This is a genomic window from Myxococcus sp. CA040A (genome assembly GCF_013336725.1).
GTDB lineage: Bacteria > Myxococcota > Myxococcia > Myxococcales > Myxococcaceae > Myxococcus > Myxococcus llanfairpwllgwyngyllgogerychwyrndrobwllllantysiliogogogochensis.
Map to the genome: position 1 here is coordinate 506,628 of NZ_JABUMR010000005.1, position 26,811 is coordinate 533,438.

A 26,811-nucleotide genomic window follows, 5' to 3' on the forward strand; every position below is an offset into this window, starting at 1 on the left:
CGGACATGTCACCGCAACCCGAGCTGAACGTCTCCCAGGTCTTCACCGGCAAGCGCCTCTTGTTCGCGGGCGCCACGGGCTTCGTGGGCAAGGTGACGCTGTCCATGCTGCTGCACCGCTACGGGCAGGAGCTGGAGCGGGTGTACGTGCTCGTCCGCAAGGGCAGCGCGGCCTCCGCCGAGCGTCGCTTCTTCGACAAGGTCGCCACCAGCGAGCCCTTCCAGCCCCTGCGCGACACGTATGGGGAAGAAGGCGCGCTCGAGTTCCTGCGCAAGAAGTGCCACGTCCTCGACGGCGACATCACCGACCCGTGGGTGGGCCTGGAAGAAGCCCAGGTGGCGGAGCTGACGGGCAAGGTGCACGCCTTCGTCAACTGCGCGGGCCTGGTGTCCTTCAACCCGTCGCTGGAAGTGGGCCTCAACGTCAACACCCACGGCGTGAAGTACGCGGTGGAGCTGGCGCTGCGCTGGGCGGTGCCCCTCATCCACATGTCCACGTCCTTCGTCGCGGGCAACCGCAGCGGGCTCGTGTTCGAGGACGAGGAGGTCCGCGGCTACTTCCCGAAGAAGGAGGAGCTGGACGGGCGCGACTTCAGCCTGGAGCAGGAGCTGAAGGACGCGGAGCGCATCGTGGCGCGGCTGCGCGAGCAGGCCGACGACCGGGCGCTGACGTCCACCTTCCGCAAGAAGGCGTTGGACCGGCTGGCCGAGGAAGGCCGCGACGTCAACGACGAGAAGACGCTGCGGCTCGCGGTCGGCCGTGAGCGCAAGCTGTGGCTGAGCGGCGAATTGGTGCGCGCGGGCATGGAGCGCGCGGCGCACTGGGGCTGGCCCAACACGTACACGTACACGAAGTCCCTGGGCGAGCAGGTCATCGCCGGTACGCCGGGGCTGCGCTACGCGATTGTGCGGCCCTCGATTGTGGAGAGCGCGCGGCACTTCCCGTTCCCGGGTTGGAATGAGGGCTTCACCACGTCCGCCCCGCTGGCCTTCGCCGGCATCAAGGGCCCGGGTGGCATCCCCGCGGGCGAGAACACCATCCTGGACATCATCCCGGTGGACCAGGTGGCGGGCGCGACGATTGGCATCACCGCGCAGTCCATCGACGTGGAGGAGCGGCGCGTCTACCAGCTCGCCTCGGGCGACGTGAATCCGTTCTACGCCAGCCGCTCCGTGGAGCTGGTGGGCCTGTACCGGCGGCGCTACTACCGGAACAAGGAGTCGGGCAACAAGGTGCTCAACTCGCTGCGCTCGCGCCTGGAGCCGCAGCCGGTCAGCAAGCTCGAGTTCGAGTGGATGAGCGCGCCCATGCTCGTCCGGGGCGCCAAGTTCCTGAGGAAGGCCATCGACGAGGTGCGGCCCGCGTGGGGCGCGCCCGCCGTGCAGGCGATGCTGGACAAGGCCAAGGTCTCGCTCGAGGAAGTGGAGACGAGCAACGCGGGCCTCATCGCGATGACGGACCTGTTCCTCCCCTTCCTCTACGAGAACCGGTACGTCTTCCGCTGTGACAACACGCGCTCGGTCTACACGCGCATGGTGCACTCGGACCGGCTGAAGATTCCGTGGGACCCGGAGCACATCGACTGGCGCGCGTACTTCATGGAGACGCACCTGCCGGGCCTGGAGAAGTGGGTGTTCCCCGGCCTGGAGGAGGAGCGCGAGAAGCGCACCGTCATCCCCGCGCACAGAGACTTGCTGGAGCTGTTCGAGGCGACGGTGCATGCGTACCGGCACCGGGTGGCCTTCCGGATGGTGGCGGGCGAGAAGGAGGAGCGCTTCACCTTCGGCGAGGTGCACCGCTATGCCGCGCGCGTGGGCAGCTTCCTGGTGCGCTCGGGCGTGAAGCCTGGAGACCGGGTGCTGCTGGTGTCGGAGAACCGGCCCGAGTGGGGCACGTGTTTCTTCGGCATCCTGCGCGCGGGCGCGACGATGGTGCCGGTGGACCCGGGGCTGAGCGAGGCGGAGGTCATCAACATCGCGAAGCGGGCGGAGGCGAAGGTCTGCCTGATGTCCGAGGACGCGACGCGGGACTTCTCCGGCCTGCTCGGCGCGCTGGGTGACAACGTCATCATCGCCAGCCTCGCGGAGGCGATGACGGGCGACCCGGCGTACCCGGAGGACCGCATCGGGCCGGTGCGCAAGTCCGCGTCGGCGGATGACCTGGCGAGCCTCATCTTCACGTCGGGCACGACGGGCACGCCCAAGGGCGTGATGCTCACCCACCGCAACTTCTCCTCGCTGGTGGCGAAGCTGGCCGGCGTGTTCAACGTGGGCGTGGGCGACGGCGTGTTGTCCGTGCTGCCCCTGCACCACACGTTCGAGTTCTCCGCGGGTTTCCTCACCCCGTTCTCACGGGGCGCTGAAATCACGTACATCGACGAGCTGACGTCGGACCGGCTGGGCGAGGTCTTCGAGACGGGCCGCATCACCGCGATGATTGGCGTGCCGGCGCTGTGGCAGCTGCTGCACCGGAAGATGACGCAGGAGTTCGCGAGTCGTCCGCCGCTGGTGGAGCAGGCCATCAAGGCGATGATGGCCACGCACGGCGAGCTGCGGAACCGCGCCAACGTCAACCTGGGCAAGCTGCTGTTCTGGCCCGTGCACCGCAAGTTCGGCGGGCGCATCAAGGTGCTGGTGTCCGGTGGCTCGGCGCTGCCCGAGGAAGTGCACAAGGCCTTCCACGAGCTGGGCTTCAACATCACGGAGGGCTACGGCCTGACGGAGGCCGCGCCGGTGCTCGCCGTCGCGTCGCCCGGCAACAAGCGCACGCCCGGCTCGGTGGGCAAGCCGCTCACGGGCATCGAAGTGCGCATCCTCCATCCGGACAACGACGGCATTGGCGAGGTGCTGGCCAAGGGCCCCAACGTCATGGCGGGCTACTTCGGAGACCGCGAGGCGACGGAGGCGGTGCTGAAGGAAGGCTGGCTGCACACCGGCGACCTGGGCCGCGTGGACGCGGAGGGCCGGCTGTACCTGGTGGGTCGAGCCAAGGACGTCATCATCGACCACAACGGGAAGAACATCTACCCGGACGAGTTGGAGGAGCTTTACCAGGAGCACCCGCACGTCAAGGAGCTGTCCATCGTCGGGCTGCCGGACGACGCGGGTGGCGAGAAGGTGGCGTGTCTGTGCGTGCCGGACTACGGCGACCGCCCCCGCGAGGAGGTGCGCCGCGACCTGGAGGAGCACTTCCGCAAGGTGGGCGCGGGCATGCCCTTCTACCGGCGCATGAAGGTGCTGCGCTTCTGGGATGGCGAGCTGCCGCGCACCTCCACGCGCAAGGTGAAGCGCAAGCAGGTGGTGGAGGAGCTGCAGCGGCTGGAGCGCGTGGCGGCCAGCGCCACCAAGGCGCGTGAGAAGGTCGCCGCCACGGTGGCGGGCACCGGCGGCGCGTCCGAGTGGCTCTACCCGCTCATCGCCGAGGTCTGTCACAAGCCACTCGCGGACGTGCGTCCGGAGACGCACCTCACCGGGGATTTGGGCTTCGACTCGCTGATGCTCACGGAGCTGTCGTCCGCGCTGGAAGGCGCGGGTGTGCCGCTGCCGGCGATTGAGGATTTGACGCAGGTGCAGACGGTGGAGGACCTGCGCAAGGTGGTGGTGGCGTCGGGTCGCAGGCCGTCCGCGGAGACCCGGGCGAAGGAGATCTCCAAGGAGAACGCGAAGGCGGAAGAGGTGGAGATTCCGGTGCCGGACGTCGTCGCGGACGTGGGCCGGCAGTTGCTGTCCTTCGGACAGAAGGTCCTCTACGGCGGCGTCTTCGACGTGAAGGTGACGGGCCGTCCCTTCATCCCGATGAACCGCAACTTCCTGGTCATCGCCAACCACGCCAGCCACCTGGACGCGGGGCTGGTGCGCGTGGTGCTGGCGGAGCAGGGAGACCGGCTCGTCTCGCTGGCCGCGCGCGACTACTTCTTCGACACGCCGCTCAAGCGCGCGTGGTTCGAGAACTTCACCAACCTGGTCCCCATCGAACGGCACGGCTCGCTGCGCCAGTCGCTGCGCCAGGCGGGCGAGGCGCTGCGTCAGGGCTTCAACGTCCTCATCTTCCCGGAGGGCACCCGCTCACCCACCGGAGAGCTGCAGGAGTTCAAGTCCACGCTGGGCTATCTGGCGTTGACGTACCGGGTGGACGTGCTGCCGCTCTACATCCACGGCGCCTTCGACGCGCTGCCCAAGGGGAGCGTCTTCCCCAAGTCCAAGGACCTCAAGGTGAGCATCGGCCCCGCGCTGGGACACGAGGCGCTGCGTGCTCGCACGCAGGGCATGGCGCGCTCGGAGAGCTACCGCTACGCCACCCGCATCGCCGAGGACGCGGTGCGCGAGCTGCGTGACGGACGCGTCCTCAACCTGGGCGGACCGCCCTCGACGGACGTGGATGTCCTGCCCGCGCTCCCCTCGGGAGGGAAGAACTCGTGAAGCTGCTCGTCACTGGAGGCACGGGATTCCTGGGCACGCATCTGGTGCCCAAGCTGGTGGCGGCGGGCCACACGGTGCGCCTCATCGGGCGCTCGCGTCCGACGGGGCCGGCGTATGCGGGCACGGAGTACGTCGCGGGTGACTTGAAGGACCGGGACGCGGTGCGCCGCGCGCTGGACGGCGTGGAGGGCGTCTATCACCTCGCCGGGCTCGTCTCCTTCCAGCCGAAGGACGCCCGGAAGATGTTCGAGCTGCACGTGGACAGCACGCGAGAGCTCTTGCGCGACGTGCGCGAGGCGGGCGTGAAGCGCGTCGTCCTCGCGTCCACGTCCGGCACCACGGCGGTCTCGAAGGAAGAGGCGGTCTTCGACGAGTCCGCTGACTATCCGATTACCGTGGTAGCGCGGTGGCCGTACTACATCTCCAAAATCTACGAGGAGAAGCTGGCGCTGGAGTACTGCCGCAAGCACGCCATTCCGCTCGTGGTGCTCAACCCCAGCCTGTTGATGGGGCCGGGAGATGACCGGCTGTCGTCGACGTGGACGGTGGTGAAGTTCCTCAACCGGGAGATTCCAGCGATGCCGGGTGGCGGCATCTCCTTCGTGGACGTGCGCGACGCCGCGGAGGCGTTCCACCAGGCGCTCACCCGGGGCGAGCTGTACGGCCGCCACCTGATGGGCGTGAACATGACGACCCGGGAGTTCTTCCAGCGGCTGGAGCGCCTCACCGGCGTGCCCGCGCCCCGGCTGCGGCTGCCCGCGCAGATGAACATCCTGGGCGGCCAGTTGCTGGAGCGCTGGGCGAAGCTGCGCGGCACGCCCGCGCCGTTGGATCCGCAGGAAGTGGAGATTGGCGAGCACTACTTCTGGCTGGACGCCGGCAAGGCGGAGGCCGAGCTGGGCTTCCGCGCGCGCGACGTGCAGGAGACGCTGGTCGACACCGTGAAGCACATCTACGGGAAGCTGCCGCCCGGGAGCCTGCCCGGCACCAAGGGCCGGCTCGGCGACCTGCGCGAAGGCACCTGAGCGTTTCGCGCACGGTGAGGAGCGCCGCCCCACACGAAGGGCGGCGCTTCACCCATCTCCGGTGTGGTGCCCCGGACGGACGTTCCGCAACGTCACGGCCGCGAGCACCGAGAGCGCGAGGAAGACCCCCGCGCCAATCGCCGCGGCGGTGTTGAGTCCCACGGTGAAGGACTCCCGCGCGGCCCCCAGCAGGGAAGCCTGGAGCAACGGTGGGAGCGAGGGCACCACGGCCGCCGTGCCAATGAGGCTCTCTCGGACGCGGTCGGCGACCTCCATCGGGATGTCGGGCATCACCACCGTGTCCATCCGCTTCCGGTAGATGAAGGTGCCCAGGCTACCCATCAGCGCGACGCCCAGGGCGAAGCCCAGCTCATTGGCGGTCTCCGAGGCCGAGGCCGCGGAGCCTGCCTTCTCCGGGGGCGCCGAGCCCACCACCAGGTCCGTGCCCAGGACGGCCATGGGCGCGAAGCCGATGGCCGCCACGACGGTGCCGACCACCAGCAACATGCCTCCACCCACGCTGTCCGCCTGGGTCATCACCGCATAGCCCAGGCTCGACAACATCAGCCCCGCGGCCATGATGAAGCCCGGGCGCATCCGCCGGATGATGAAGGGCCCCAGCAGTGAGCTCGCCATCATCCCCACCATCTGCGGCACCATCCGCAGCCCTGCGTCCAGGGGCGACAGCCCCGCCACCAACTGGAAGTACATGGGGACGAGCAAGGCCATCCCGCCCGAGCAGATGGCCATGAACAGCATGATGACCAGCGTCGCGCTGAACGCACGGTTCGCGAACAGCCGGGGGTCCAACAGGGGATGGGCCAGCCGCCCCTGACGCCGGACGAACACCACACCCAGGGCGAGTCCTCCCAGCAGCACGGCGGCGGGCAGCGGATGCCAGCCATATCGGGCCAGCTGCTTGAGGCCGTAGACGGTGGGGAGAATCGCGGCCAGCGACAACACCACGCTGGTCAGCTCCACACGGCCTCCCGCGGGGTCCTTGTACTCGGGGAGCAACAGCGGCGCCGCCACCAGCAACACCCCCATCACCGGGACGCCCATCAGGAACGCGGCGCCCCACCAGAAGTGTTGCAACAGCAGCCCGCCGAGCAGCGGCGCGACGACCATGCCCAGGAGGAAGCAGTTGAGCCACACGGCGATGGCCAGCGAGCGCTGCCGTGGCACCTGGAACATGTTGCTGATGAGCGCCAGCGTGGAGGGCATCAGCGTCGCGCCAGCCATGCCCAGCGCGGCACGCGAGGCGATGAGCATCTCCGGAGTGCGGGAGTACGCCGCCGCCACCGACGCGAGACAGAAGGCCGAGGCCCCTATCAGCAGCAGCTTGCGCCGGCCGATGCGGTCTCCCAGCGTGCCCATCGTCACGAGCAGGCCGGAGAGCATGAAGCCGTAGATGTCCATGATCCACAGCTGCTGCACGCTGCTCGCCCCCAGCTCCGCGCTCAGGTGCGGCAGCGCCAGATAGAGCACGCTGACATCCACGGAGATGAGCAGCGTGGGGAGCGCGAGCACCACCAGACCAATCCACTCCTTGCGTCCCGCCAGGGGAGGCGCTCCGCCCACCGCATCCTGGGACTTCATCATCACGTCACCCTCTCCCACTTTCAGTGCTTCCATCCAGGGGACTCACGCTTCCCCATCGTCGATTCCAACCCGTGGAGCCCAGACGCCATGCACGTGCGTCCATGACACCGGGGTGGCCTACCAGGCACAGGGGGCTGCCTGCCTGGAGCGTCGTCGCCGCACACCAGGCGCACGCCTGCGTGACACGCCGGCCACGGCGCATCATCCACGGGCGTGCCGTCTCGACCTCAGCGCTCTCTAGCGCGCCTGACACCTGGACGGGCCCGAGCACGCCGTGACGGCGAGCCAGGGCACACTCCAAGCCTCGCACAGCGGCCGGGGCTCCGAGCCGTCAGCAGGGAATCGGGAGCAACCGGAGCCGCGTCGCGCGATTGAGGCGGACCTAGCGTTGCCCCACCGACTCGCGGGCGCGGTCCACCATCTTCCCCGCCCAGGGCTCCGAGCGGTGACTCCACACCCACGCGGCGCCCAGGAAGCTCAACCCGAGCAGCACGAGCACCAGCCGCGCCAGCTTGGAAGGTCCCTGTTCGCCCTGCGCCATGACTAGCCCACCACCCGGTTGCGGCCCGTCTTCTTGGCCTTGTACAGGTTGGCGTCCGCCACCTTGATGAAGTGGGTGGGCTCCGTCATGTCCACCGCCATCTCCGCCACGCCGATGGAGATGGTCACCGGAATCTCCTTCTCGTCGTAGACGAAGGACTTCTCCGCGATGAGCTTGCGAATCTTCTCCGCGAACAGGAGCGCCTTGTCCGGCCCGTCCTCGGGCATGACCACGGCGAACTCCTCGCCGCCGTAGCGCGCGAAGCACTGCTCACGGCGCACCAGCCGCTTGACGGACTGAGCCAGCTCCCGCAGCACGTAGTCCCCGGCCAGGTGCCCGTGGACGTCGTTGATCTGCTTGAAGTGGTCGATGTCGAACATCATCAGCGACAACGTGCGCTGGTACCTGCTGGAGCGGCCCATCTCCCGCTCGAGGTACTCCAGGAAGAAGCGCTTGTTGTTCACGCCGGTGAGGCCGTCGGCGATGGTCAGCGTGTAGATGGTCTCGTGGTACTGGGTCTCGATGTTGTCGCCATCGAGGAACTTGAAGATGGAGCCCCCTACCTTGATGAGGTCGCCGCTGCGAAGCGGCTGGGCCTGGAGCACTTCCTGGTCGTTCAGGTAGGTGCCGTTGGTGGAGCCCAAATCCTCCACCAGCATCTTCCCGCCTCGCCCCAGCACGCGGGCGTGCCGACGGGAGACGTTGTCCAGGTCCACCACGATGTGGTTGTGCTGGTCCCTGCCAATGGTCAGCTCGGAGTCGACAAGGTACTTCTTGCCGAGCTCCGGGCCGTGAATCTGGACGAGGCAGCACTCGGTGCTGCGCTCAGAGCGCAGATCCAGGGAGGAAATCTTGGTGACGCGCGTTTCGTCGCCTGACATCGCCGCCAAGGCTATCACGACCCCCTTTTCGGAAGCCAAGTAACCCCTGCGGGAACCGTGCTTCCCGTCGCTCCCAGGAAGACCCCGACGGCGACCATGTCCCACATCTGGGGAGTCCGGCCCGGAGTGGAGGACGTGGGCGGGCGGTTGGGCACTCAACGAAGGCAACCGAGCAGGCCTCGGCGGCCTTGTCGCCCGAGGGGGGCGGACTAACGTCCGGCCCAACTATGTCCAAAGTCCTGGCGATGATTCTGGCGGGCGGCGCGGGTACGCGTCTGGAGCCCCTCACCCGTGAGCGGGCCAAGCCCGCCGTCCCCTTCGGGGGACGCTACCGCATCATCGATTTCGCCCTCTCCAACTTCACCAACTCGGGTGTCTACCGGGTCAAGGTGCTCACCCAATACAAGAGCGATTCGCTCAACAACCACCTGTCCCGCGCCTGGCGGATGTCCGCCTTCCTGGGCCACTACGTGGAGGCGGTGCCCGCGCAGATGCGCACCGGCGTGGACTGGTACAAAGGCAGCGCCGACGCCATCTACCAGAACCTCAACATCATCACCGACGAGGAGCCGGACTTCATCTTCGTCTTCGGCGCGGACCACGTGTACCGGATGGACACGCGGCAGATGCTCGACTTCCACATGTCCAAGCGGGCCGCGTGCACCGTGGCGGCCATCCCCGTCCCGATTGAGCAGGGGCGCGAGTTCGGCATCATCGACGTGGGCCCCGACGGGCGCATGCGCGCGTTCCTGGAGAAGCCCAAGGACCCGCCGCCCATGCCGGGCAACCCGAAGATGTGCCTGGCCTCCATGGGCAACTACCTCTTCACCACCGAGGTGCTGGTGCAGGAGGTGGTGCGCGACGCGGCCAACGAGACCAGCGCGCACGACTTCGGCAAGTCCATCATCAGCCAGATGTACAAGACGGCGCCGGTGTACGTGTACGACTTCGCGCAGAACGAGATCGCCGGGCAGGAGGGCAAGGAGCGCGGCTACTGGCGGGACGTGGGGAACATCGACGTGTACTACCAGTCCAACATGGAGCTGGTGGAGGTGGACCCCGTCTTCAACCTGTACAACGACCGCTGGCCCATCCACACGCAGTCCAACAACTACCCGCCGGCCAAGTTCGTCTTCGCGGACAAGGACAACCAGCGGGTCGGCCACGCCACGGACTCACTGGTGGCCGAGGGATGCATCATCTCCGGCGGGCACGTGAATCGCTCCGTGCTGTCCCCGAAGGTGCGCGTCAACTCGTACTCGGAAGTGGAGGCGTCCATCCTCTTCGAGAACGTCACCATCGGCCGCCGCAGCCGCATCCGGAAGGCCATCATCGACAAGAACGTGGAGATTCCGCCGGGGACGACCATTGGCTACGACCCGGTGGAGGACAAGCGGCGCTTCCACGTCACACCGGATGGCGTCGTCGTGATTCCCAAGGGCATGAAAGTGGTGTGAGGCGACCATGGGCTCATCGGGGGGCCTTCACCTGCGGCCAGCGCGCGACTCGGACCGTCGCGCGCTGTGGCGTGTCCACACCGAGGCGGTGGAGACGCTGTGCCAGGGTGTCTATGCCCCCGATGAGCTGAACACCTGGGTGAGCCTGCTGCGGCCAGAGGGTTACCTCCGGCCGGACCGGCCTCGCACGGTGCTGGTGGCGGAGCGAGGCCGACGGCTGGTGGGCTTTGGCCAGCTCGATTCCCGCGCCGGAGAGCTGGAGGCCCTCTACGTGGTGCCAGACGAGGTGGGCCACGGCGTCGGCTCCCGTCTGCTCGCCGCGCTGGAGTCGGTGGCCTGGGGGGGCGGCACGCCGCTGTTGGGCCTGGATGCCAGCCTCAACGCGGAGGACTTCTACCGGCACCGCGGCTACGTGTCGCTGCACCCGGCCAAACGGCCGTTGACACAACGGGTGCAGCTGGCCTGCGTGCGGATGCAGAAGCGCAGGCCCATGCTCTCCTCGCGACGCGAGCCAAGCGCCGGGGCGATGACGTCTACCTGAAGGCGGCCTTGACCTCGGGCTTGGCCAGCACCACCAGCGCCCAGATGCTGATGGGCAGGGCAAGACAGCCGCAGGTGCCACAGCATGGCACGAGCGACGCGATGGCACCCGCCATGGCCAGTCCACGGCTCTGGAGCTGCCGCATCTTGAACGCACCGAAGAAGGTGAGCGCATTGAGGAGGACGACGGGGCCGAACGTCGCCAACCGGCCGCCCATGGAGACGAACCATTCGATGGTCTCCCTGTTCTGATCAATCGCGTCCCGGTAACGCGCCAGGTTCGGGTCGTTGTAGATCTGGTCCAGTTGCTCCGGGCCCACGGGCGTCGCCATGTTGGTGAGCGCCCACAGGAACGTCACCGCGGAGGTGACCATCAGGAGGATGGCCGGCAGGGACACGGCCTCTTTCGGGTTCGTGCCAGGGAAGCCGTCTCCCGCGGGGGCTCCGTATACGTTCTCCATGTTTCCAGCTCCCATGACACGTGAAGGGTGCGCGGGCCCACGGCCCGGGACGGCGCGCATTCCAACCAGGAGGCGGTGCGGGCACCAAGCGAAATGGCGCCGCACCGTCCCCCAGTCGTCATGCTCACGCCTTGAAGGTGAGCAGGGGCGCCAGCCGCGCCACCTCGCGGACGATGCCCGCCTTCACCTGCGAGTCCACCACCGGACGGATGGGCTTGTAGGCGGCCGGGGCCTCCTCCACCCGCCGCTCCGAGCGCAGGGTGATGCAGTCCACGCCCTTGAGCCCCAGCGCCGCCTCGCTCTGGTCCGCCCCGCCGCGAGACAGGGAGAAGCGCGAGCGCGCCCGCCCCGCCCCATGTGACGCGGACTCCATCGCCCGCGCATCGCCACACCCCACCATGAGGAAGGACGTGGCGCCCATGGAGCCGGGAATGATGACAGGCTGTTCGGCGCCCGCGGGGCAGGCCCCCTTGCGCGCCAACCAGCCCCCCTCGTACGGGAGGGTGAGGTTGTGCGGAACGTCGTAGACGAGCGGTGCCTCCACGTCTCCGAACAGCTCGCGCAGCGTCTGTCGCAGAAGCTCCGCGAGCAGCAGGCGGTTGAGGAAGGCGTAGTTGGCGGCCGTGGCCTCCGCCTCCAGGTAGCCGGAGACGAGCGCCTCGTCGGCCAGGGGGAGGATGCCGCTCTCCGGAAAGGGAGCCCCTTGTGGCCACGCCTTGCGGGTGCGCTCACGCCAGGCGACCCCGACGTGTTTGCCCACGTCGCGGCTGCCGGTGTGAATCATGAACGCGAGCTGCCCCTCTCGCACGCCCCACTCCCAGGCTCGGGCCCGGTCCTCGACGGCCTCCACGCGCTGCACCTCGACGAAGTGGTTGCCTCCGCCAATGGTGCCCAGGCCCGCGTCGCGCACCACGCCCTCACGGGTGAGTGCGTCCGGTGCCCAGCTCGGGTTTCCTCTCAGCGCGCCGCCCAGGTGGATGCGGCCCACCTCCTCGTCGAGCTGCCCCAGGTCCGCCGTTCGCGCGCAGCCCAGCGGTGCGTCCAGCGTCTCCAGGAGCCAGCCTGGGATGCCGTCGCGCAGCAGGGCCGTGGACGCACGCGAGGACATCGCCACGTCCCTCGTGCCGAAGAAGTAGTGGCCCTTCATGCGCTCGACGAAGTCGTCGCGTCGAGCCAGGAAGTCCTCCACGGAGAGGTCCGCGACGTGCAAGCGCATGCCGCAGTTGATGTCGGTGCCCACGGCGCCCGGGACGACGAGACCCCGCGTGTGCAGCACCGAGCCGATGGCCACACCGGCGTCGCCCGGGTGGAAATCAGGGGTGGCGCGCACGCGCAGCACCTCGCCACCGCCCGGGTGCTTCAGGGCCGCGAGCTGTGCGAGTTGTTGGAAGGCCTTGCCCTCGACGGGCAGGTCCGAGGGAAGAAGCACCTCGGCGGGTGGCGCGTTCGCGTCACCGTGGAGGCGCACGGTGTAGAGGTGACCGTCATAGGTCACCTCGAGCCCCTCGCGGGCAAGCGCCCGCAGGAGCCGATTCAGTTTCGGCTGCATGACCCAACTCAGGGAATGCCCCGGTGCTCGCATGCGAGCGGCTCGGGGAGACGTGGCGAAGAGAGATGGTGGACCTTGGGTCAGCAGCCGCGGTCGCCGGACGGCTCGAAAGCCATCCTCACCGCGCAGGGACGCAGGGCGCCCCGGGGCCTGACGAAACAGTCCACCGGAGCGGCCACGCCTCATCCAAGGTCGCGGCTCTCTTCACAGGACGGCCTTGCCCGCGCGACGAAGAGCCATGCGGCCGCGAGCAGCACGTCGCCGTCACTCCGTCGGGACTACACCGCCCCGGACAGGCCACCGTCGACGTTGATGGCCGCGCCACTGATGTAGCCGCCCCGAGGCGACAGCAGGAAGGCGACGACGTCCGCGAACTCCTCCGCGCGGCCCACCCGCCCCAGGGGAATGCCCGCGTTGCGCGCCATCTCCGCCTGGAACGACTCCACCGACTTGCCCAGCTCCTGCGCCCGGCGCACCCACTGGCCACTCTCGATGATGCCCACGAGCACGGCATTCACGCGGATGTTCTTCGCCCCCAGCTCCTTCGACAGCGCCTTCGTCAGCGCCATGCCCGCCGCGCGCGAAACCGAGGACGGCGTGGACTGCGCCCCCGGAGACTTCGCGCCAATCGAAAGCACGTTGACGATGGACCCTCCCCCGGACTCGCTCAGGTGAGGCAGCACGTGCCGCGACGCTCGCACCGCCGCGAACAACTTGAGCTGGAGGTCCGTTTCCCACTCCGCGTCCGTCACCGAGGAGAACGGACGGGCCGAGGCGGTGCCGGCGTTGTTCACCAGCGCGTCCACCCGCCCCCACCGCGCATGGGCCGCATCCACGAAGTGCTCGACCTCCCACGCCTTGGACACGTCCGCCTGCACCGCGAGGACATCGCCACCCTCCGCGCGCAGGGCCGTGGCCGTGGCCTCCAGCCGCTCCGCGCCCCGGGCACACAAGGCCACTCGCGCCCCTTCCCGGACGAGCCGTCGGGCCACCGCCGCCCCCAGCCCGTCCGAGCCGCCCGTCACCAACACCACCTTGCCACCCAGCTCCAGGTCCATGTGCGCCTCCTTCGCGGTCCACGGCACCGGAGGCTCGCGAGAGCCTCCGGTATGGACACCGGCGCGCGACCGATGACGCCGCGCACGCAGCGGAGGCTACGCCATCACGCGGGCTGCTTCACGGGCACATGCCGCTTCTTGTCGAAGGCGGCCAGCGTGGTGGCGATTTCCTCGTTCACCAGCCGCAGCATGTCCTGCTTCTCGCGGAAGGGGAGGAAGGCGCTCTTGAAGCCGGAGACGATGATGGTGGCCAGGTCATCGAGCGACAGCCCGAGTTCCTTGTGCGCCACCCACAGCTCCTTCGTCACCGTGGTGTCGGTGATGAGGCGGTTGTCGGTGTTGATGGTCACCCGCAGGCCGTAGTCGAAGTAGAACTTCAACGGGTGCGCTGCGAGGCTCGACACCGCGCCCGTCTGCACGTTCGACGTCGGACAGACCTCCAGCGGAATCCGGTGGTCGTTGACGTAGTTGAGCAGGTCCCCGTCCTCGCGCAGCCGCGTGCCGTGGCCGATGCGGTGCGAGCCCAGGTTGTGGATGGCCTGGGAGATGGACTCGGGGCCATACGCCTCGCCGGCGTGGGCGGTGCAGTTGACGTTGTTCTTCAGGATGAGCTGGAAGGCGTCCTTGTGGTCCTTGGCCGGGAAGCTGGCCTCGGCGCCCGCGAGGTCGAAGCCGATGACGCCCCGGTTCTTGTAGGCCACCGACAGCTCCGCCAGCCGCATGGACGTCTGCGGATTGATGTGGCGGATGCCGCAGACGATGACGCCGCACTTGATGCCCGTCTCGCGCTTGGCCACCCTCAGGCCCTCGAGCACCGAGTCGATGACGGTGGTCATCTTCAGGCCCTTCTGCAGGTGCAGCGCGGGCGAATAGCGCACCTCCAGCCACCGCACGTTCTCCGCCGCCGCGTCCACCGCCAGCTCATAGGCCGCGCGGTAGAGGGCATCCGCCGTCTGGAGCACGGAGAGCGTCACGTCGAACGCGACGAGGTACTCCTCCAGGCTCTCGCAGACCTCACCCATGTGGATGGCCTTGGCCAGTCCGTCCACGGTGTCCGAGGGCAGCTTGACCTTCTGCTGCTCGGCGAGCTCGAGAATGGTCTTCACCCGCATCGAGCCATCCAGGTGGCAGTGCAGGTCCGTCTTCGGCAAAGCGTGCAGCAGCTCTTCGGTCACCGCCAGCGTGGGGGGCGGGACGAAGTCCGTCCGCCGGGCTCCAGAAGGGATGCCGGTGGCGCTGGGAATCTCGTCGTCACGAATCGTAGGCATGGTCGAATTTCCTTCCTTACGCCATCCTCCAAACCATGTCGCCCCGCGCGTGTCCATGCAGGCACCTCGCCCTCGCCCTCACCCTGACACTGGTGACGGCCATGGGGTGCCGGGAGCCCGCGGAAACGGTCTTCCGGTACTCGACGGATGCATCCTCCCGCGCCGGGCTGACGCCCCTTCCGGACGGGGTCCTCACCGGGAACGAGGCCGGCGCCGTGGTGCGGTTGGACAGGACGGGGGCGCTGGTCTGGAGGGTGGCGCTCGGACGGGAAGTGGCGACGCGGCCCGTCGTGGCCGGAGACAGCGTCATCGTCGGAACGGTCGCTGGAGACCTGGTGCGTCTGGCGCTCGCGGACGGGGCGGAGCGCTGGCGACTCACCGGCGAGCCCCCGGTCCTCACCCCCCTGGTCCCCGCCCCTGACGGGGCGTCGGTCTACGTGGTGGCCCCGGATGGCGCGGTGCGTTCCCTCGCGGTGGACACCGGGAAGGTCCGGTGGAAGACCCCCGCCCCCAAGCCCGATGAGGCCCACCTGGACGCCGGTCGCGGGCTCCCCTCCCCCGTTCTCGTGGACGGGCGGCTCGTGGTGGCGCTCGGCGACGTGGGGCTGGTGGCCCTGTCCACCGCGGATGGAGCCCGGGTCTGGCGGCAGGAGGTCCGGGGCGTTTTGGGACTGGAAGTCAGAGGGGAGGCCCTCTTCGCCAGCACGCGAGACAAGCGTGTCTGGGCCTTGCGGACCCAGGACGGCGCGCCGCTGTGGGAGCAGAGCCCCGCGAAGGACCTCACCAGCCCTCCCTCCCTGGCCCTGGGTCTGCTGTGGGTGGGGGCGCGCGTCGAGGACGCACCGGTGCTGGTGGGGCTTTCGCCCGAGGACGGGAAGGAAGTGGCGCGGGTGGGACTGCCGGACGTGCTCACCACCCACGTAGCGGAGGCCCCTGGCGACGTGCTGCTGGTGCCCACGCACGGGAGACAGGGACGGCTCCTGGCCTTGAAGCAACCCACGTGGGAGCGCGCGTTCTCCCTCCGCACGGACACCGCGCTGCGCTCGCGGCCAGTGGTCCTGGGTGAGCAGGTCTTCGTGCTCGGTCAGGACGGGCGGGTGCTGTCGTGGAAGCTGCGCCCACCGGAGCCTGAGCGCCGGCCGTGAAGCTTCCCGACGCGACGTTGTCAGGCGGCCCCGTGGACAGGCGTCCTCTTCCCGCGCCCGGCAGAAGAGGCCCTACACGCTCTCGGACTTCGCTGGTTCGAATCCAGCTCCCTCCGTCACAGGAGGGATAGCCAAGCGGTCAAAGGCACCAGATTTCCATCTGGCGGTTCATCCTCACGGCTTCCTCACTCGGGCGCGGAAGAAACCCCGCGCGTCCCTCGCTAGCCTGGCATCAGGAAGCGGGCAATGACGCGCTTGAGGCCCACGGCGCCGCCGAACTCCACCGTCACCTTGGCGTTCGGCCCCGAGCCATCCGTGGCGACGATGCGGCCCACGCCGAACTGCTCGTGTCGCACGCGCATGCCGCGCACGTCTCCGCTCACCGCGTCCATGTCCGACGCCTGCGAATAGGAACGGTCGATGCGCGGCCCGTCGTCCTCGTCCCAGCTCCGCTTGCGCGGGGCCACGGGAGCGGGCCGAGGCGGCTCTGGCACATCCTGCTCGCTGATGCCGAACAACTTGGGCGGCACGTCTCGCAGGAAGCGGCTGGGCGGGTTGTAGCGCAGCTCACCGAACAGCGAGCGGCACTGCGCCAGGCTCACGAAGAGCCGCTTGCGCGCTCGGGTGAAGCCCACGTAGCAGAGGCGCCGCTCCTCGGCCATCTCCTCCCCGTTGTCCGGGTCCTCGCCCTTCAGCGCGCGTGAGTGCGGGAAGACGCCGTCTTCCAGACCCGTGAGGAACACCGCGTCGAACTCCAGGCCCTTCGCCGCGTGCAGCGTCATCAGCGCCACCCGGCCCTCACCGACCTCCGCGTCCGCATCACCCACCAGCGAAATCTGCTCGAGGAACGCCTGGAGCGGCGGCGTGTCCGCCGACAGCGGCGCGGCATCCACCTCGGGCGGCACCTCTGGAGGAGGATGGGCCGCGGCGGCCACGGCGGCGGCCGCGCGGTTCAGGTCGAACTCCTGCGCGGCGCCCAGGAACTCGCGAAGGTTCTCCGCGCGTGTCGTCGCCTCGTCGCTGCCCTCCGCGACGAGCGTCTCCACCAGCTTCGTCTCGCGCAGCATCTCGTCCACGGCGCTCGCCGCGTCCGTGGTTCCCTGCGCATAGACGTTCAGCGACTTCAGCAGCGCGTGGAACGTGCGCAACCGCTTCACCGCCGTGGAGTTCAGCGCGGGGATGCGCTCCGGCTCGGCAAGGACCTCGAAGAGGCTCTGCCCCTGGGTGTTGGCGTGGTCCGTCACCCGTTCGACCGTGGTGTCACCGATTCCGCGCGCCGGGGTGTTGATGATGCGCAGCAGGTCCGCGTCCGAGCGCGGGTTCACCATCAACCGCAGATACGCGGAGGCGTCCCGCACTTCCGCGCGGTCATAAAAGCTGCGTCCGCTCACCAGCGTGTACGGCACGCGCGCCAGGCGCAGTCCCTCTTCGAGCACGCGGCTCTGCGCATTGACGCGGTAGAAGACCGCCATGCTGGAGTACTTGATGAAGCCCTCGCGCTGGAGCGCCAGAATCTGGCGAGCGACTTCCTGCGCTTCCATCCGCTCGTCGCGGTTGAGCATGAGCTGGAGCGTCTGGCCCGCGGGCCGGTCGGACCACAGCTTCTTCTCCATCCGTCGCGTGTTCTTCCGGATGACCTCGTAGGCCGCGTCCAGGATGTTCCGGTCCGAGCGGTAGTTCTGCTCCAGCTTCACCACCTTCGCGCCCGGGTACTCGCGGGGGAAGTTGAGGATGTTGTCCACGTCCGCGCCGCGCCAGCGGTAGATGGACTGGTCGTCGTCCCCCACCACCACCAGGTTCGCCGACGGCGGCGGCGCCAACTGCTGAAGGAGCGCGTACTGCACGGGGTTGGTGTCCTGGAACTCGTCCACCAGCACGTGGTGGAAGCGGCGCCGGTAGTTCTCCAGCACCTCCGGCCGCTTGCGGAACAGCGTCACCAACAGGAGCAGCAGGTCTCCGAAGTCCACGGCGTTGGCCGCGCGCAGGCGGTCCTGATAGGCGCGGTACACCTTGTGGACCAGCTGGCCGCGCTCGTCACCGGGCGCCACCTCCATGTCCTCGGGCAGCCGGGCCGCGTTCTTCTCCTGGTCGATGCGGCTCAGGATTTCGCGCGGTTGCATGGACTGCTCCAGCCCCGCCTCCCGCATGGCCCGCTTCACGACGTTGAGCTGATCCCCATCGTCGTAGATGACGAACGAGCGGGTGAGCCCCACGTGCTCCGCCTCGCGCCGCAGAATCATCGCCGCGGCCGAGTGGAACGTGCTCACCACCAGGTCGTTCGCCTGACGCCCCAGCAACTGCACCAGGCGCTCGCGCATCTCCCGCGCCGCCTTGTTGGTGAAGGTGACGGCGAGGATGCGCCACGGGAAGACCTCTTGAACCTTCACCAGGTGCGCCACCCGGCGGGTGATGACGCGCGTCTTGCCACTGCCGGCGCCCGACAGGACGAGGAGCGGGCCCGTCTGGTGGAGCACGGCCTCGCGCTGGGGAGGGTTCAGGTCTTCGAGGAGGGCGGATTCGTGGGCGTTCACGGTGGGACTCAAGAGGGGGCCTGTGCTTCTAACGTCTTTCTCCGTCCGGTGGGCGGCCTTCCACCACCCCCGGACGCCCGGCCGGTCCCCTGGCTTTTCGCCCTCGGGTATAAAGGGCGAAACACCATGTCCGACTCCCCCTCAGGTCCTCCGTCGCGGCCCACCCAGGCCGCGCTGGACCGCTACGCAGAGCTCTTCAACCAGAGCCTGACGATGCGTCACTTCGGCGCCGTCGTGTCCTTCCCCGAAGGCCGCAAGGTCGTCGTCTCCCTACCCGAGCTGCGGCCAGAGCACCGAGGGGGCGTGGGCAGCGCCGCCGCCGTCAACGGCGGCATCCTCGCCGCGCTCTTCGACCTGGCCATCGGTACCTGTGGCGCGCTGGTGGACCCCAGCCGCCGCTGCGCCACCGTGCAGCTCTCCATGAGCTTCGAGCGGCCCGTCACCGGCGACCACATTCGCGTGGAGGCCGAAATCGACAGCCAGGGCCTCACCCTCCTCTTCGCCACCGCCCGGGTGTACGACGAACAGGGGCGGATGTGTGGGCGGTGCCAGGGCGTCGTCCGCCTCTCCAACCTCCCCTGGTCCTCAGGGGAAAGCCCCGCCATCAACTGACCCTTGACTACCCCTCCGCACACCCTCCCGGCATCCGACGATATGTCCGCCTCGGACACACGTTACCCGGGCACCGGGGAGCGGCCACGTCCCGGAGACGCTTCAGAGCGACGGGAAGACGGCATGAGTGCAGCCGTGCAGGGCCTGCGGATGACGACGATTCGACTACCGAGGGAAGCCGAGGAGCCGATGGAGGCGTCGCGCGGGACGGACGAGGAGTCCCTGTCGCGCAAGGCCCTCGCCGGGGACAGGGGCGCGTGGGACGCACTGGTTGCGCGCCACCACCGCCGCGTCGTGGTATCGCTCCTGGCCCGAGGCGTCCGGGTGGACCGGGCGCACGAGCTGGCCCAGGAGACGTGGGCCCGGCTCATCCAACAACAGCAGCGAGGGCTGCTGACGGAGCTGCGCCTGCCCAACCTCGCCCTCACCCAGGCGGCCTTCCTGGCCGCGGACGATGCCCGCCGCGTCCGGCGAGAGTCCATCTCCGGGGCGGTGGAGGAATTGCCCGAGCGCCAGCATCCGGTGGACCCCTCCGTGTCCGCCGAGCGTCGCCTGCTTTCCGAAGAGCAGCTGTCCCGCGCCCATGCCGCGCTCGCCCAGGTGTCGCCGAGCGCGCGGAGCGTGTTTCTCCTGGCCTGTGACGGCCAGGAGCTTCCCCATGCCGAAGTCGCCGCGAAGGTCGGTCTCTCCGTCCAGCGCGTGCGGCAGATCCTGTGCGAGGTCCGAAAGAAGCTGCGGACCGCGCTCGAGGAGGAGACCCATGCTTAAGCCCCACCTGACCCGCGACTCCGCGGAGCAATACATCCTGGGCGCGTTGGCCCCGGAGAAGGCGGCGGCGTTGGAGGCCCACACGTTGGAGTGTGAGCCTTGCGCCGTGCTGCTGCAGGAAGAGGCCCTCCTGTCCGAGCAGCTCACCGAGGCGGCCAGCACCTTCCCCCAGGAAGAGCGCGTCATCCGTCCCGCCGCGTGGCACGCGCGACGCGCGGTGACGGGCGCGGCCATCGCGGCCCTGGCGGCCGCCGCCTCGCTCGCGCTGGTGCTGCTGACCGGCGACAAGGCGCCCCATCCGTCGCTGCCCGACAGCCTGGATTCACGGCCACCCATGGTGGCGGTGGACCTGGATGACGGCGACTCCCCGACGAAGACGAACGTCGTCGCCTGTCCGGACCTGGCCACGCAGGACTTCTGCACGCGCAAGGCCGCCGAGCGCGGCCTGCTGGTCATGAATCCCGGGGGCACCGCCGAGGTCCCCCGCTACGAGGCCCACACCGGCCTCCCCGAAGGCGCGCTGAGCGCGCGCCAGCCCGTGTCGCTGTGAGGACGCCCGCCATGGACTTCCGGAAGAAACTCGTCGCCCTGCTGCTCGCCCTGGCCGCTCCGGTGGCCCTGGCGCAGCCGTCGGGCGGCGCCCCGAAGCTGCCAGTCGGCTGGTACGTCACGGAGAGCGCACCCAAGCGCTACGAGGCCGGCGTGGACAACAGCGCGCCCTGCGAGGGCGCTCGCAGCGCGTACCTGCGCTCGCTGTCGCTCGACGAGGCGGGCTACGGCACCTTCATGCAGGCCTTTGGCGCGCAGGACTTCCGCGGCAAGCGGCTGCGCTTCTCCGCCGCCGCGCGCGTGAAGGACGTGGACGGCTGGGCCGGCCTGTGGATGCGCGTGGAGGGGCCTGACCCGAAGCAGCCCCTCGCCTTCGACAACATGCAGTCGCGCGCGCTGGTCGGCACCCGTGGCTGCAAGCGCTACGAAGTGGTGCTGGACGTCCCCAAGGAGGCCACCACCATCATGGCCGGCCTCATCATGAGCGGCACGGGGCAGGCGTGGCTGGACGGCGTGCGCTTCGACATCGTGGACAACACGGTGCCCGTGACGGATCTGCTCGCCGCGCGCCCGGTGGTCGCCTCCACCGGCCCCGCCGGGCTGGACGAAGTCGCGCCCGTGGCGAAGAACGACCAGGTCCCCCTGGGCCGCGTGGGCGACGTCTGGTTCAACCATGGCCGCGTCGCGGCGGACAAGCCGTACACCCGGCGCACGGATGGCGTCTGGGTGAGCATCCTCTCCGAGGAGATCTACGAGCACGGCATCGAGGTGACGGGCACCTTCGGCCAGCGTCAGCTCGACCTGAAGGTGCGGGCTGGCACCTCGAAGACGCTCATCGACGGCACGTGGGGCGGAGAGCCCGTCAGCATCATGCTCTCTCCGGACACCCTCACCATGAAGTGGGGCCGGCTGACGCGCGAGCTGCAGCGGGACAAGAACGCCGCGGTGGACAGCACCTGCAACCGCTACCAGGTCAACGAAGGGCCGCGCATCATGGACCAGATCGACGTGTGCGGCGCGGCGCTGGGCACCCGGCCTCCGCCGGCCCAGCTCGTCACGGCCTTCCTGGCCAACGGCTTCCGCCGCTCCACGCCGGCTCGCAACTTCCCCATTCCGCAGCCGCCCGTGCTCAGCCGGGAGGCGCTCGACACGCAGCGCACCGGCACTCCGAATCAGTAGCAACCCGGGAACAGTGGGGCCCCGCGCTCACCGCGAGGGCCCCGTCCCGCGAAGTCAGAAGGCGAAGTCGCGCTCCAGCGTCTCGCCGCCAGCCTGCACCGTGAGGTGGGCGGAGCGCGCGCCGGTGGAAGACGCCGTGGACAGGTCGAAGGCCAGACCCTCCGGCCCGGACGTGGGCTTGAGCGAGGGACGGCCGGGACTGAGGAACACCGCCGCCGTCACCGTCCGGCCCGCGAGGGGCTGCACGAGCAGCTTGACGCGCTGACGCTCGCGAACCAGCACCACGCGGAACTCCCGGCGCTCTTCCAGAATCTCGCGGTGCTCCGGGTGGCGCGCCGCGGAGGGGCGCTGCGACACCGGCTCGCGAGAGGAGCGCGCGGAGCGGGCCATCGTCCCGTCCCCCTCCTCCATCTCCAGGGCTTCCTCAATCGCGTCGTCACCCTCGCCCAAGGCCAGCACCGCCTGGGCGCACTCGCCACAGCGCGCGGTGTGCGCATCCATCCGCTCGCGCTCGTCCGAGGACATCATCCCCATGTCGAAGCGCCAGAGGTCATCTTGCGTGAGATGGCGACGCGGGGGCGCGTCCACGGGCGCCGCATCCGCGATGTCCGCGCGGCACTCGGCACAGCCCTGGATGTGGGGGGTGGGCGATTGGGGCGCGCCTGTCCAGGTGGCCACCAGGTCATCGCAGCCGGCCCGGGAAGCGAACCACCAGGCCTTGTCCTGCTCCGCCGAGTCGAGGAGTTCGAACTCCTGCCGACGCTGCGGGTTGAGGGGAATGAACCAACGCGCTCTGGGACGAAGCGACGAATCCAGGCTCCCGAGCGACTCCAGATAGCGGTCTCGATTTCGAGCGGCCTCACCGTCCAAGGAACCGTGGAGGGCCTCCCAGGCGGCCAGCGCAAATGCGGCGGAGGCGGCCCTGTCCCGAGCGGCAAGTCCCTCCAGCGCCGAGGCCCGCCACACTTCCGCCTCGTCCCCTCCATCCAGCGCCACTTCCATCGCTTCTTCCGCGGCCCTCAACAGCACGGGCTGGAGCGCCTGCGGTTTCTGCGCTTGGAGCCAGGTCTCCACCCCCGGTCGACCGAGGCCGCGAAGGGCGGCCTCCACACCTTCTGTCCCCAGCCGGGTCGCCCTCCTCAACAAGTCCCCCGCGGCTTCGAGGACGACTCCTGGTGAGGTGGACCCGGCGGTGAGAACAGAACGACGGGCGGCGTAGCGAGACATGGCATCGGTCTTCATGACTTCATTCCTCCTGAATACCCCGGGGTGTGACCGGGAAGGAGGCTCACGCTTCCTCCCCTCGTGGCGACTCGCGCTGGAGATCCAGCAGGTAGAGCTTCAAGTAGGCCTGGGCGCGACTGACGCGCTTGTAGGAATTGACCACGGTGATGTTCAAGCGACGCGCGCATTCCTCGTGATCCTCCACGTCCTCGTGGTGATACAGCTCCCATGCCGAGGCTTCCTTGGGGTGCTCCTGCTGGAGTCGTGCGAACGCGGCCCAATACAGCTCCTGGGCGTCCGCCCGCTCCTCGGTCCTCCTGCCCATCTCCACGGCACGAGACCGCTCGGACGGAGACTCTTCCATGGCGTCATCGGGGTCCGACGAAGGCGCCGCGAGCTCCTCGCGGTGCCGCCGGTAGAAGTCGATGGCCACGTGCTTGACGATGCGCAGGAAGAACGTCTTGGGAGACGCGCTCCGGCCCGGCATCTGCTGGGAGATGCCACGGAACTGATCCAACCCACGGTCGAGGAACTTGCCGACCGCGTCCTGGAAGAGCTCGTCCGAGTCCGCTGGGGACCCACGGCCGTAGCTCGCCTGAATCTTGCTGATGACATACCGGGCAGGCCGGTTCCATCGCTGAACCAACGTACCGAGCGGGCCTCCAATGGGCTCGCCCGTGGCGCGGCGGCGGACCACCTCCGCGAACAATTCGTCATCCGTGAGCTGCTCGAACACCGGAAGGACCTGAGGGCTGTGCCCGGAGAACCGCCCCGGGAGATGGGGTTACAGGGATGTGGCGCGGCAAGGTACCACGTTGGCATCCGCAGGCAGCCTCCGAGTGGAGCAGAGGACCCCGGCCACCCGGACGACCGGACAGACGGAGCACCCAGGGAGGCCCGACCCGCGGGGCGCCGGTTTCCTGACAAATATCCCCCAAGAGAATGCGGGGAGGGGAGCGGGAATTTCCTCGTCAGGAACCCGGAAAGGCCGCGTCCCTGGCCGCAACGCTTTCGAGCGCCCGGCCCGAGAGGCCCTACACGCAGTGGTTCGACTCCACGCACCCGCCACCCGGTGGGTGACGCCGGCGGTCCGGCACTGAACTCCAAACTCAGCCCACCGGCCTCTCGACTCGGGCGCTCACTCTTCTTTCAAGGAACCCTGTCATGTCCCCCCGCACCATCGTCATCGGAGATCTCCACGGCTGCCACGACGAGGCCCTGGAGCTGCTCGCCAAGGTGGGGGCCACGTCCAGCGACCGGGTCATCTTCGCCGGGGACCTGGTGGACCGGGGCCCCAAGCCCCGCGAGTGCGTGGAGCTGGCGATGCGGCACGAGGCCATCCTCGGCAACCACGAGGAGAAGCACCTCCAGCAGCGCCACCGCGAGGATGACCGGCTGCTGCCGGACCACCTGGCGACGCGCCAGGCGCTCGACACCGAGCACTTCGACTGGATGGCGGGGCTGCCCCACTACCTCCGGTTGCCCGAGCACAACGCCATCGTCGTGCACGCCGGCATGCTGCCCCACCTGCCCGTCGAGAAGCAGGACCCCTACCACCTGCTCCACGCCCAGTGCATCCAGCCGCCCGGCAAGAAGAGTTGCTGGCCGTCCAAGGCACCGGCGGGCTGGAAGTTCTGGACCCATCACTGGACGGGGCCAGAGCGGGTCATCTTCGGACACACCGTGTTCGACCAGCCGCTCGTCACCGAGCACGCGGTGGGTATCGACACCGGCTGCGTGTATGGCCGCTCACTGACGGCGGTGGTGTTGCCCACGTGGGAGTTCGTCTCGGTGCCCGCCCGGAGAAGCTACAAGGGTGGCAAGGACGTCGCGCGGTTCCCCATCCACGGCGACGTGTGCGTCTACTCCTGAGCACCCGCGCCTGACCGCCACCCGGTGGCGGTTGCGCATACAGCTTCGCGCCCGGCCGACGGGGTCAGACACGCCTGAGAGATGCGGGTTCGAGTCCCGCCGAGGCCGTCAGGCCTCGTAGTTCAACTGGCAGAACACTGGACACTCAATCCAGCAACACAGGCCTCGTCACTCGGGCGCACCCTCTCTCTCCCTCTCATCCCAGCTTCGCGCGGGTGGCCGTGCCTGGTGCACGAAAGGCCCCCGTGCGTTCCACGCGCGGTGCACTCCCCTCACGCCCTTTTGCGCCTGGGGTCCGCCCCGCGCCTGACCCGCCGCACGTCCCGAAAGGTGGCACCCCATGACGACCGCGAACCAGAACACCCCGCTGCTGCCCGAGACGCAGCGTGGCCCCGCCGAGCGCCTGCTGGACCTGGTGCTCAGCGGCTCCGCGCACCTGTGGCACAACCGGCCGGGGCTGGACGTGAATGGCACGTGGGTGGCCGCGGCGCACGCCACCCCGGCGCAGCGCACGCTCGGCAAGCCCGTGAAGCCGGGCCTCTTCGTGCCCGCGGCGGTGCGGCTCTACCGGCAGCTCCTGGACATCCACCGACTCAACTCGGAGCTGATGGCGCACTTCGCGTCGTACGCGCTGACGCAGACGGACTGGCGTGACCTGAAGGTGGCCACGTGCGCACTCATGCTGGTGCAGGAGCACGCGGGTCAGCCCGTGGTCGGCGAGGACGGGAAGGTGGCGTTCCACGACGACGACTGGCGCGCCATTGGCGAGGCCATGGTGCTGCACTACGAGCGCAAGTCCACGCGCATGCTCACGCCCAAGGCGGTGCTGCGGGTGGCGGAGCTGCTCGAGCTGCCGGACATCGCGCGCCTCAACCGCGAGGCGGGCTTCGGAGACCCTGCGTCCCGCAAGGCGCCCATGGGCCGCTGGAAGCGCGTGGCGTCCCGGTGGCTGGCGGCGCGTGAGGCCAACCTGCCCATGCTCCAGGGCCTGGTGAAGGCGGGCTACAAGGAGACGCTGAAGAAGCTGGCGCGCAAGGCGGGGTACAAGCCGCGCGCGCAGGGCTTCTTCGAGGTGCTCGGCTGGAAGCAGAAGCAGTCCGAGGGCGGGCACCGCACGGTGGGCCTGAACGGGCTGACGCTCGTGAAGAGCCAGCGCTTCGACGGGTTGTCGGAGGCGGAGATCTGCGAGTGGATCGAGCTGGAGCGCCTCTCCTACAAGGATGTGGTGGGCCGGCTGCCGAAGGACCTGGGCATGACTCCGGCCATCATGGCGGCGCTGCTGCCCTCGTTGTCGGACAGGGACTTGCGGCTGATGACGCCGACGCTCGAGGAGCTGGGGCTATTGGCGGAGCCCTCCGTGCGCGGGCGCTGGGAGCAGGCCGTCCAGACGGCGACGGACCAGCGCGCGCTGAACATCGCGAAGAACGTGCGCAGCGAGGTGCTGCGCCAGAAGCTGGAGGAGGCGAGCGACAACGCGGCACGACAGGCGGTGGCGGAGGCGACGGCGGAGACCGACGTGAGGGTGATGTTCCTCATCGACAAGTCGGGCTCCATGGAGGGCGCCATCGAGAACTCGAAGGAGGCGCTGGCGCGCATCCTCGCGGGCTTCCCGATGGAGAAGTTGCACATCGCGGCGTTCGACACGATGGGCACCGTCCTCAAGCCGAAGGCGTCCAACCGCACGGCGGTTCAGCACATGCTCGAGCGGCTCAAGGCGTCGGGCGGCACGACTCACGCGGCCGGGGTGCATGCCCTGCACCGCGACGGCGTGAAGGTGCCGGAGGGGGCGAAGCTGGTGGTCATCGTCGTGGGCGACGAGGCGGGCGAGGCGGGAGACCAGTTCGCCCGGGCGTTCCGTGACTGCGGCTACACGGTGGCGGCGCTGGCGTTGCTGGTGAGCGTGGCGGGGGGCCGTGGCAACACGGTTCGCACGTGCGCGAGCTTCATGAAGGTGCCCTTCAGCGAGGTGAACGTGGACCAGTTCGCGGACCCCTACCAGGTCCCCCGGGTGCTCAAGGCGCTGCTGGATGCGCCGACGCAGCCTGGTGCCAGCCAGTCCGGCTGGGTGGAGCGGGTGATGCGCACGCCGCTGTTGAAGGTGGCGTGAACCCGAAGTCGTGGTGACAAGGAG

General features: G+C 69.0%; 21 protein-coding genes. 11 read left to right on the plus strand and 10 right to left on the minus strand.

The features are described 5' to 3' along the window. Window positions 1-5 precede the first annotated feature (5 nt). Complete coding sequence (locus HUA75_RS23900; RefSeq protein WP_141642275.1) at window positions 6-4,418, plus strand: AMP-binding protein; 4,413 nt, start codon at window positions 6-8, stop codon at window positions 4,416-4,418. Then, window positions 4,415-5,443 carry an NAD-dependent epimerase/dehydratase family protein gene (locus tag HUA75_RS23905; protein WP_141642274.1) on the plus strand — a complete coding sequence of 343 codons (1,029 nt, stop codon included), beginning with the start codon at window positions 4,415-4,417 and terminating at the stop codon, window positions 5,441-5,443. Before HUA75_RS23900 ends, HUA75_RS23905 begins: the two co-directional genes overlap by 4 nt. A gap of 48 nt (window positions 5,444-5,491) precedes the next feature. Here HUA75_RS23905 and HUA75_RS23910 read toward each other — a convergent pair whose 3' ends face one another. The 3 genes from HUA75_RS23910 to HUA75_RS23920 all read right to left on the minus strand — a co-directional run bounded on the left by HUA75_RS23910 (window position 5,492) and on the right by HUA75_RS23920 (window position 8,467). Then, on the minus strand, window positions 5,492-7,078 hold the full coding sequence (locus HUA75_RS23910) for an MFS transporter (protein ID WP_217441794.1): 1,587 nt from the start codon (window positions 7,076-7,078) through the stop codon (window positions 5,492-5,494). A gap of 349 nt (window positions 7,079-7,427) precedes the next feature. Beyond that, complete coding sequence (locus tag HUA75_RS23915) at window positions 7,428-7,586, minus strand: hypothetical protein (protein WP_174487710.1); 159 nt, start codon at window positions 7,584-7,586, stop codon at window positions 7,428-7,430. A 2-nt stretch (window positions 7,587-7,588) separates the two neighbouring features. Continuing rightward, window positions 7,589-8,467 carry a GGDEF domain-containing protein gene (locus tag HUA75_RS23920; protein ID WP_141642273.1) on the minus strand — a complete coding sequence of 293 codons (879 nt, stop codon included), beginning with the start codon at window positions 8,465-8,467 and terminating at the stop codon, window positions 7,589-7,591. Window positions 8,468-8,694: 227 nt separating this feature from the next. On the opposite strand from HUA75_RS23920, the gene glgC reads away from it, so the two are divergent. Together glgC and HUA75_RS23930 are read left to right on the plus strand one after the other, a co-directional pair. Further along, complete coding sequence (gene glgC, locus HUA75_RS23925) at window positions 8,695-9,924, plus strand: glucose-1-phosphate adenylyltransferase (protein ID WP_141642272.1); 1,230 nt, start codon at window positions 8,695-8,697, stop codon at window positions 9,922-9,924. A 7-nt stretch (window positions 9,925-9,931) separates the two neighbouring features. Beyond that, entirely contained in the window at window positions 9,932-10,465 is a 534-nt protein-coding gene (locus HUA75_RS23930; RefSeq protein WP_141642271.1) for a GNAT family N-acetyltransferase, read from the plus strand. Here HUA75_RS23930 and HUA75_RS23935 read toward each other — a convergent pair. The 4 genes from HUA75_RS23935 to add form a co-directional block, all read right to left on the minus strand. After that, window positions 10,458-10,925 (minus strand): hypothetical protein, encoded by a 468-nt coding sequence (locus tag HUA75_RS23935; protein WP_141642270.1) that lies wholly within the window; start codon window positions 10,923-10,925, stop codon window positions 10,458-10,460. The two genes, HUA75_RS23930 and HUA75_RS23935, sit on opposite strands and share 8 nt — an antisense overlap. Before the next feature lie 124 nt (window positions 10,926-11,049). Further along, window positions 11,050-12,474: an RtcB family protein gene (locus tag HUA75_RS23940; protein ID WP_174487711.1), complete on the minus strand. Its 1,425-nt coding sequence runs from the start codon at window positions 12,472-12,474 to the stop codon at window positions 11,050-11,052. A 278-nt stretch (window positions 12,475-12,752) separates the two neighbouring features. After that, the gene (locus tag HUA75_RS23945) at window positions 12,753-13,532 is read right to left on the minus strand and encodes an SDR family NAD(P)-dependent oxidoreductase (RefSeq protein WP_141642268.1); all 780 of its coding nucleotides are present in this window, start codon (window positions 13,530-13,532) and stop codon (window positions 12,753-12,755) included. A 104-nt stretch (window positions 13,533-13,636) separates the two neighbouring features. Then, window positions 13,637-14,800 (minus strand): adenosine deaminase, encoded by a 1,164-nt coding sequence (gene add, locus HUA75_RS23950; RefSeq protein WP_141642267.1) that lies wholly within the window; start codon window positions 14,798-14,800, stop codon window positions 13,637-13,639. A gap of 101 nt (window positions 14,801-14,901) precedes the next feature. Between add and HUA75_RS23955 the strand changes: the two genes are divergently transcribed. Next, entirely contained in the window at window positions 14,902-15,945 is a 1,044-nt protein-coding gene (locus tag HUA75_RS23955) for a PQQ-binding-like beta-propeller repeat protein (protein WP_254625219.1), read from the plus strand. Window positions 15,946-16,166: 221 nt separating this feature from the next. Here the strand turns inward: HUA75_RS23955 and HUA75_RS23960 are convergent, their stop codons facing one another. Beyond that, window positions 16,167-18,488: an ATP-dependent helicase gene (locus tag HUA75_RS23960; protein WP_141642265.1), complete on the minus strand. Its 2,322-nt coding sequence runs from the start codon at window positions 18,486-18,488 to the stop codon at window positions 16,167-16,169. A 114-nt stretch (window positions 18,489-18,602) separates the two neighbouring features. Between HUA75_RS23960 and HUA75_RS23965 the strand changes: the two genes are divergently transcribed. The 4 genes from HUA75_RS23965 to HUA75_RS23980 all read left to right on the plus strand — a co-directional run bounded on the left by HUA75_RS23965 (window position 18,603) and on the right by HUA75_RS23980 (window position 21,584). Further along, the gene (locus HUA75_RS23965) at window positions 18,603-19,088 is read left to right on the plus strand and encodes a PaaI family thioesterase (protein ID WP_141642264.1); all 486 of its coding nucleotides are present in this window, start codon (window positions 18,603-18,605) and stop codon (window positions 19,086-19,088) included. A gap of 123 nt (window positions 19,089-19,211) precedes the next feature. Next, window positions 19,212-19,856 carry an RNA polymerase sigma factor gene (locus HUA75_RS23970; RefSeq protein WP_254627724.1) on the plus strand — a complete coding sequence of 215 codons (645 nt, stop codon included), beginning with the start codon at window positions 19,212-19,214 and terminating at the stop codon, window positions 19,854-19,856. Next, window positions 19,849-20,406: a zf-HC2 domain-containing protein gene (locus HUA75_RS23975; protein ID WP_141642262.1), complete on the plus strand. Its 558-nt coding sequence runs from the start codon at window positions 19,849-19,851 to the stop codon at window positions 20,404-20,406. Before HUA75_RS23970 ends, HUA75_RS23975 begins: the two co-directional genes overlap by 8 nt. Window positions 20,407-20,417: 11 nt before the next feature. Then, on the plus strand, window positions 20,418-21,584 hold the full coding sequence (locus HUA75_RS23980) for an AraC family transcriptional regulator (RefSeq protein WP_174456544.1): 1,167 nt from the start codon (window positions 20,418-20,420) through the stop codon (window positions 21,582-21,584). 54 nt (window positions 21,585-21,638) lie between these two features. Here HUA75_RS23980 and HUA75_RS23985 read toward each other — a convergent pair whose 3' ends face one another. Further along, complete coding sequence (locus HUA75_RS23985) at window positions 21,639-22,826, minus strand: hypothetical protein (RefSeq protein ID WP_141642260.1); 1,188 nt, start codon at window positions 22,824-22,826, stop codon at window positions 21,639-21,641. Window positions 22,827-22,872: 46 nt separating this feature from the next. After that, the gene (locus HUA75_RS23990; protein ID WP_141642259.1) at window positions 22,873-23,544 is read right to left on the minus strand and encodes an RNA polymerase sigma factor; all 672 of its coding nucleotides are present in this window, start codon (window positions 23,542-23,544) and stop codon (window positions 22,873-22,875) included. A gap of 428 nt (window positions 23,545-23,972) precedes the next feature. On the opposite strand from HUA75_RS23990, the gene HUA75_RS23995 reads away from it, so the two are divergent. Together HUA75_RS23995 and HUA75_RS24000 are read left to right on the plus strand one after the other, a co-directional pair. Further along, a complete protein-coding gene (locus HUA75_RS23995) occupies window positions 23,973-24,680 on the plus strand; it encodes a metallophosphoesterase (protein WP_174487712.1) in 708 nt (235 codons plus the stop codon). A gap of 340 nt (window positions 24,681-25,020) precedes the next feature. Next, entirely contained in the window at window positions 25,021-26,787 is a 1,767-nt protein-coding gene (locus HUA75_RS24000) for a VWA domain-containing protein (protein ID WP_174487713.1), read from the plus strand. Window positions 26,788-26,811 lie beyond the last annotated feature (24 nt).

Bases quoted from the DNA above. Each gene is read 5' to 3' on its own strand.
- HUA75_RS23955 (WP_254625219.1), top strand. From the start codon at position 14,902: ATGGGGTGCCGGGAGCCCGCGGAAACGGTCTTCCGGTACTCGACGGAT.
- HUA75_RS23935 (WP_141642270.1), bottom strand. From the start codon at position 10,925: ATGGAGAACGTATACGGAGCCCCCGCGGGAGACGGCTTCCCTGGCACG.
- HUA75_RS23945 (WP_141642268.1), bottom strand. From the start codon at position 13,532: ATGGACCTGGAGCTGGGTGGCAAGGTGGTGTTGGTGACGGGCGGCTCG.
- glgC (WP_141642272.1), top strand. From the start codon at position 8,695: ATGTCCAAAGTCCTGGCGATGATTCTGGCGGGCGGCGCGGGTACGCGT.
- HUA75_RS23975 (WP_141642262.1), top strand. From the start codon at position 19,849: ATGCTTAAGCCCCACCTGACCCGCGACTCCGCGGAGCAATACATCCTG.
- HUA75_RS23920 (WP_141642273.1), bottom strand. From the start codon at position 8,467: ATGTCAGGCGACGAAACGCGCGTCACCAAGATTTCCTCCCTGGATCTG.
- HUA75_RS23915 (WP_174487710.1), bottom strand. From the start codon at position 7,586: ATGGCGCAGGGCGAACAGGGACCTTCCAAGCTGGCGCGGCTGGTGCTC.
- HUA75_RS23995 (WP_174487712.1), top strand. From the start codon at position 23,973: ATGTCCCCCCGCACCATCGTCATCGGAGATCTCCACGGCTGCCACGAC.
- HUA75_RS24000 (WP_174487713.1), top strand. From the start codon at position 25,021: ATGACGACCGCGAACCAGAACACCCCGCTGCTGCCCGAGACGCAGCGT.
- HUA75_RS23940 (WP_174487711.1), bottom strand. From the start codon at position 12,474: ATGCAGCCGAAACTGAATCGGCTCCTGCGGGCGCTTGCCCGCGAGGGG.
- add (WP_141642267.1), bottom strand. From the start codon at position 14,800: ATGCCTACGATTCGTGACGACGAGATTCCCAGCGCCACCGGCATCCCT.
- HUA75_RS23965 (WP_141642264.1), top strand. From the start codon at position 18,603: ATGTCCGACTCCCCCTCAGGTCCTCCGTCGCGGCCCACCCAGGCCGCG.
- HUA75_RS23985 (WP_141642260.1), bottom strand. From the start codon at position 22,826: ATGAAGACCGATGCCATGTCTCGCTACGCCGCCCGTCGTTCTGTTCTC.
- HUA75_RS23930 (WP_141642271.1), top strand. From the start codon at position 9,932: ATGGGCTCATCGGGGGGCCTTCACCTGCGGCCAGCGCGCGACTCGGAC.
- HUA75_RS23970 (WP_254627724.1), top strand. From the start codon at position 19,212: ATGAGTGCAGCCGTGCAGGGCCTGCGGATGACGACGATTCGACTACCG.
- HUA75_RS23980 (WP_174456544.1), top strand. From the start codon at position 20,418: ATGGACTTCCGGAAGAAACTCGTCGCCCTGCTGCTCGCCCTGGCCGCT.
- HUA75_RS23900 (WP_141642275.1), top strand. From the start codon at position 6: ATGTCACCGCAACCCGAGCTGAACGTCTCCCAGGTCTTCACCGGCAAG.
- HUA75_RS23910 (WP_217441794.1), bottom strand. From the start codon at position 7,078: ATGGAAGCACTGAAAGTGGGAGAGGGTGACGTGATGATGAAGTCCCAG.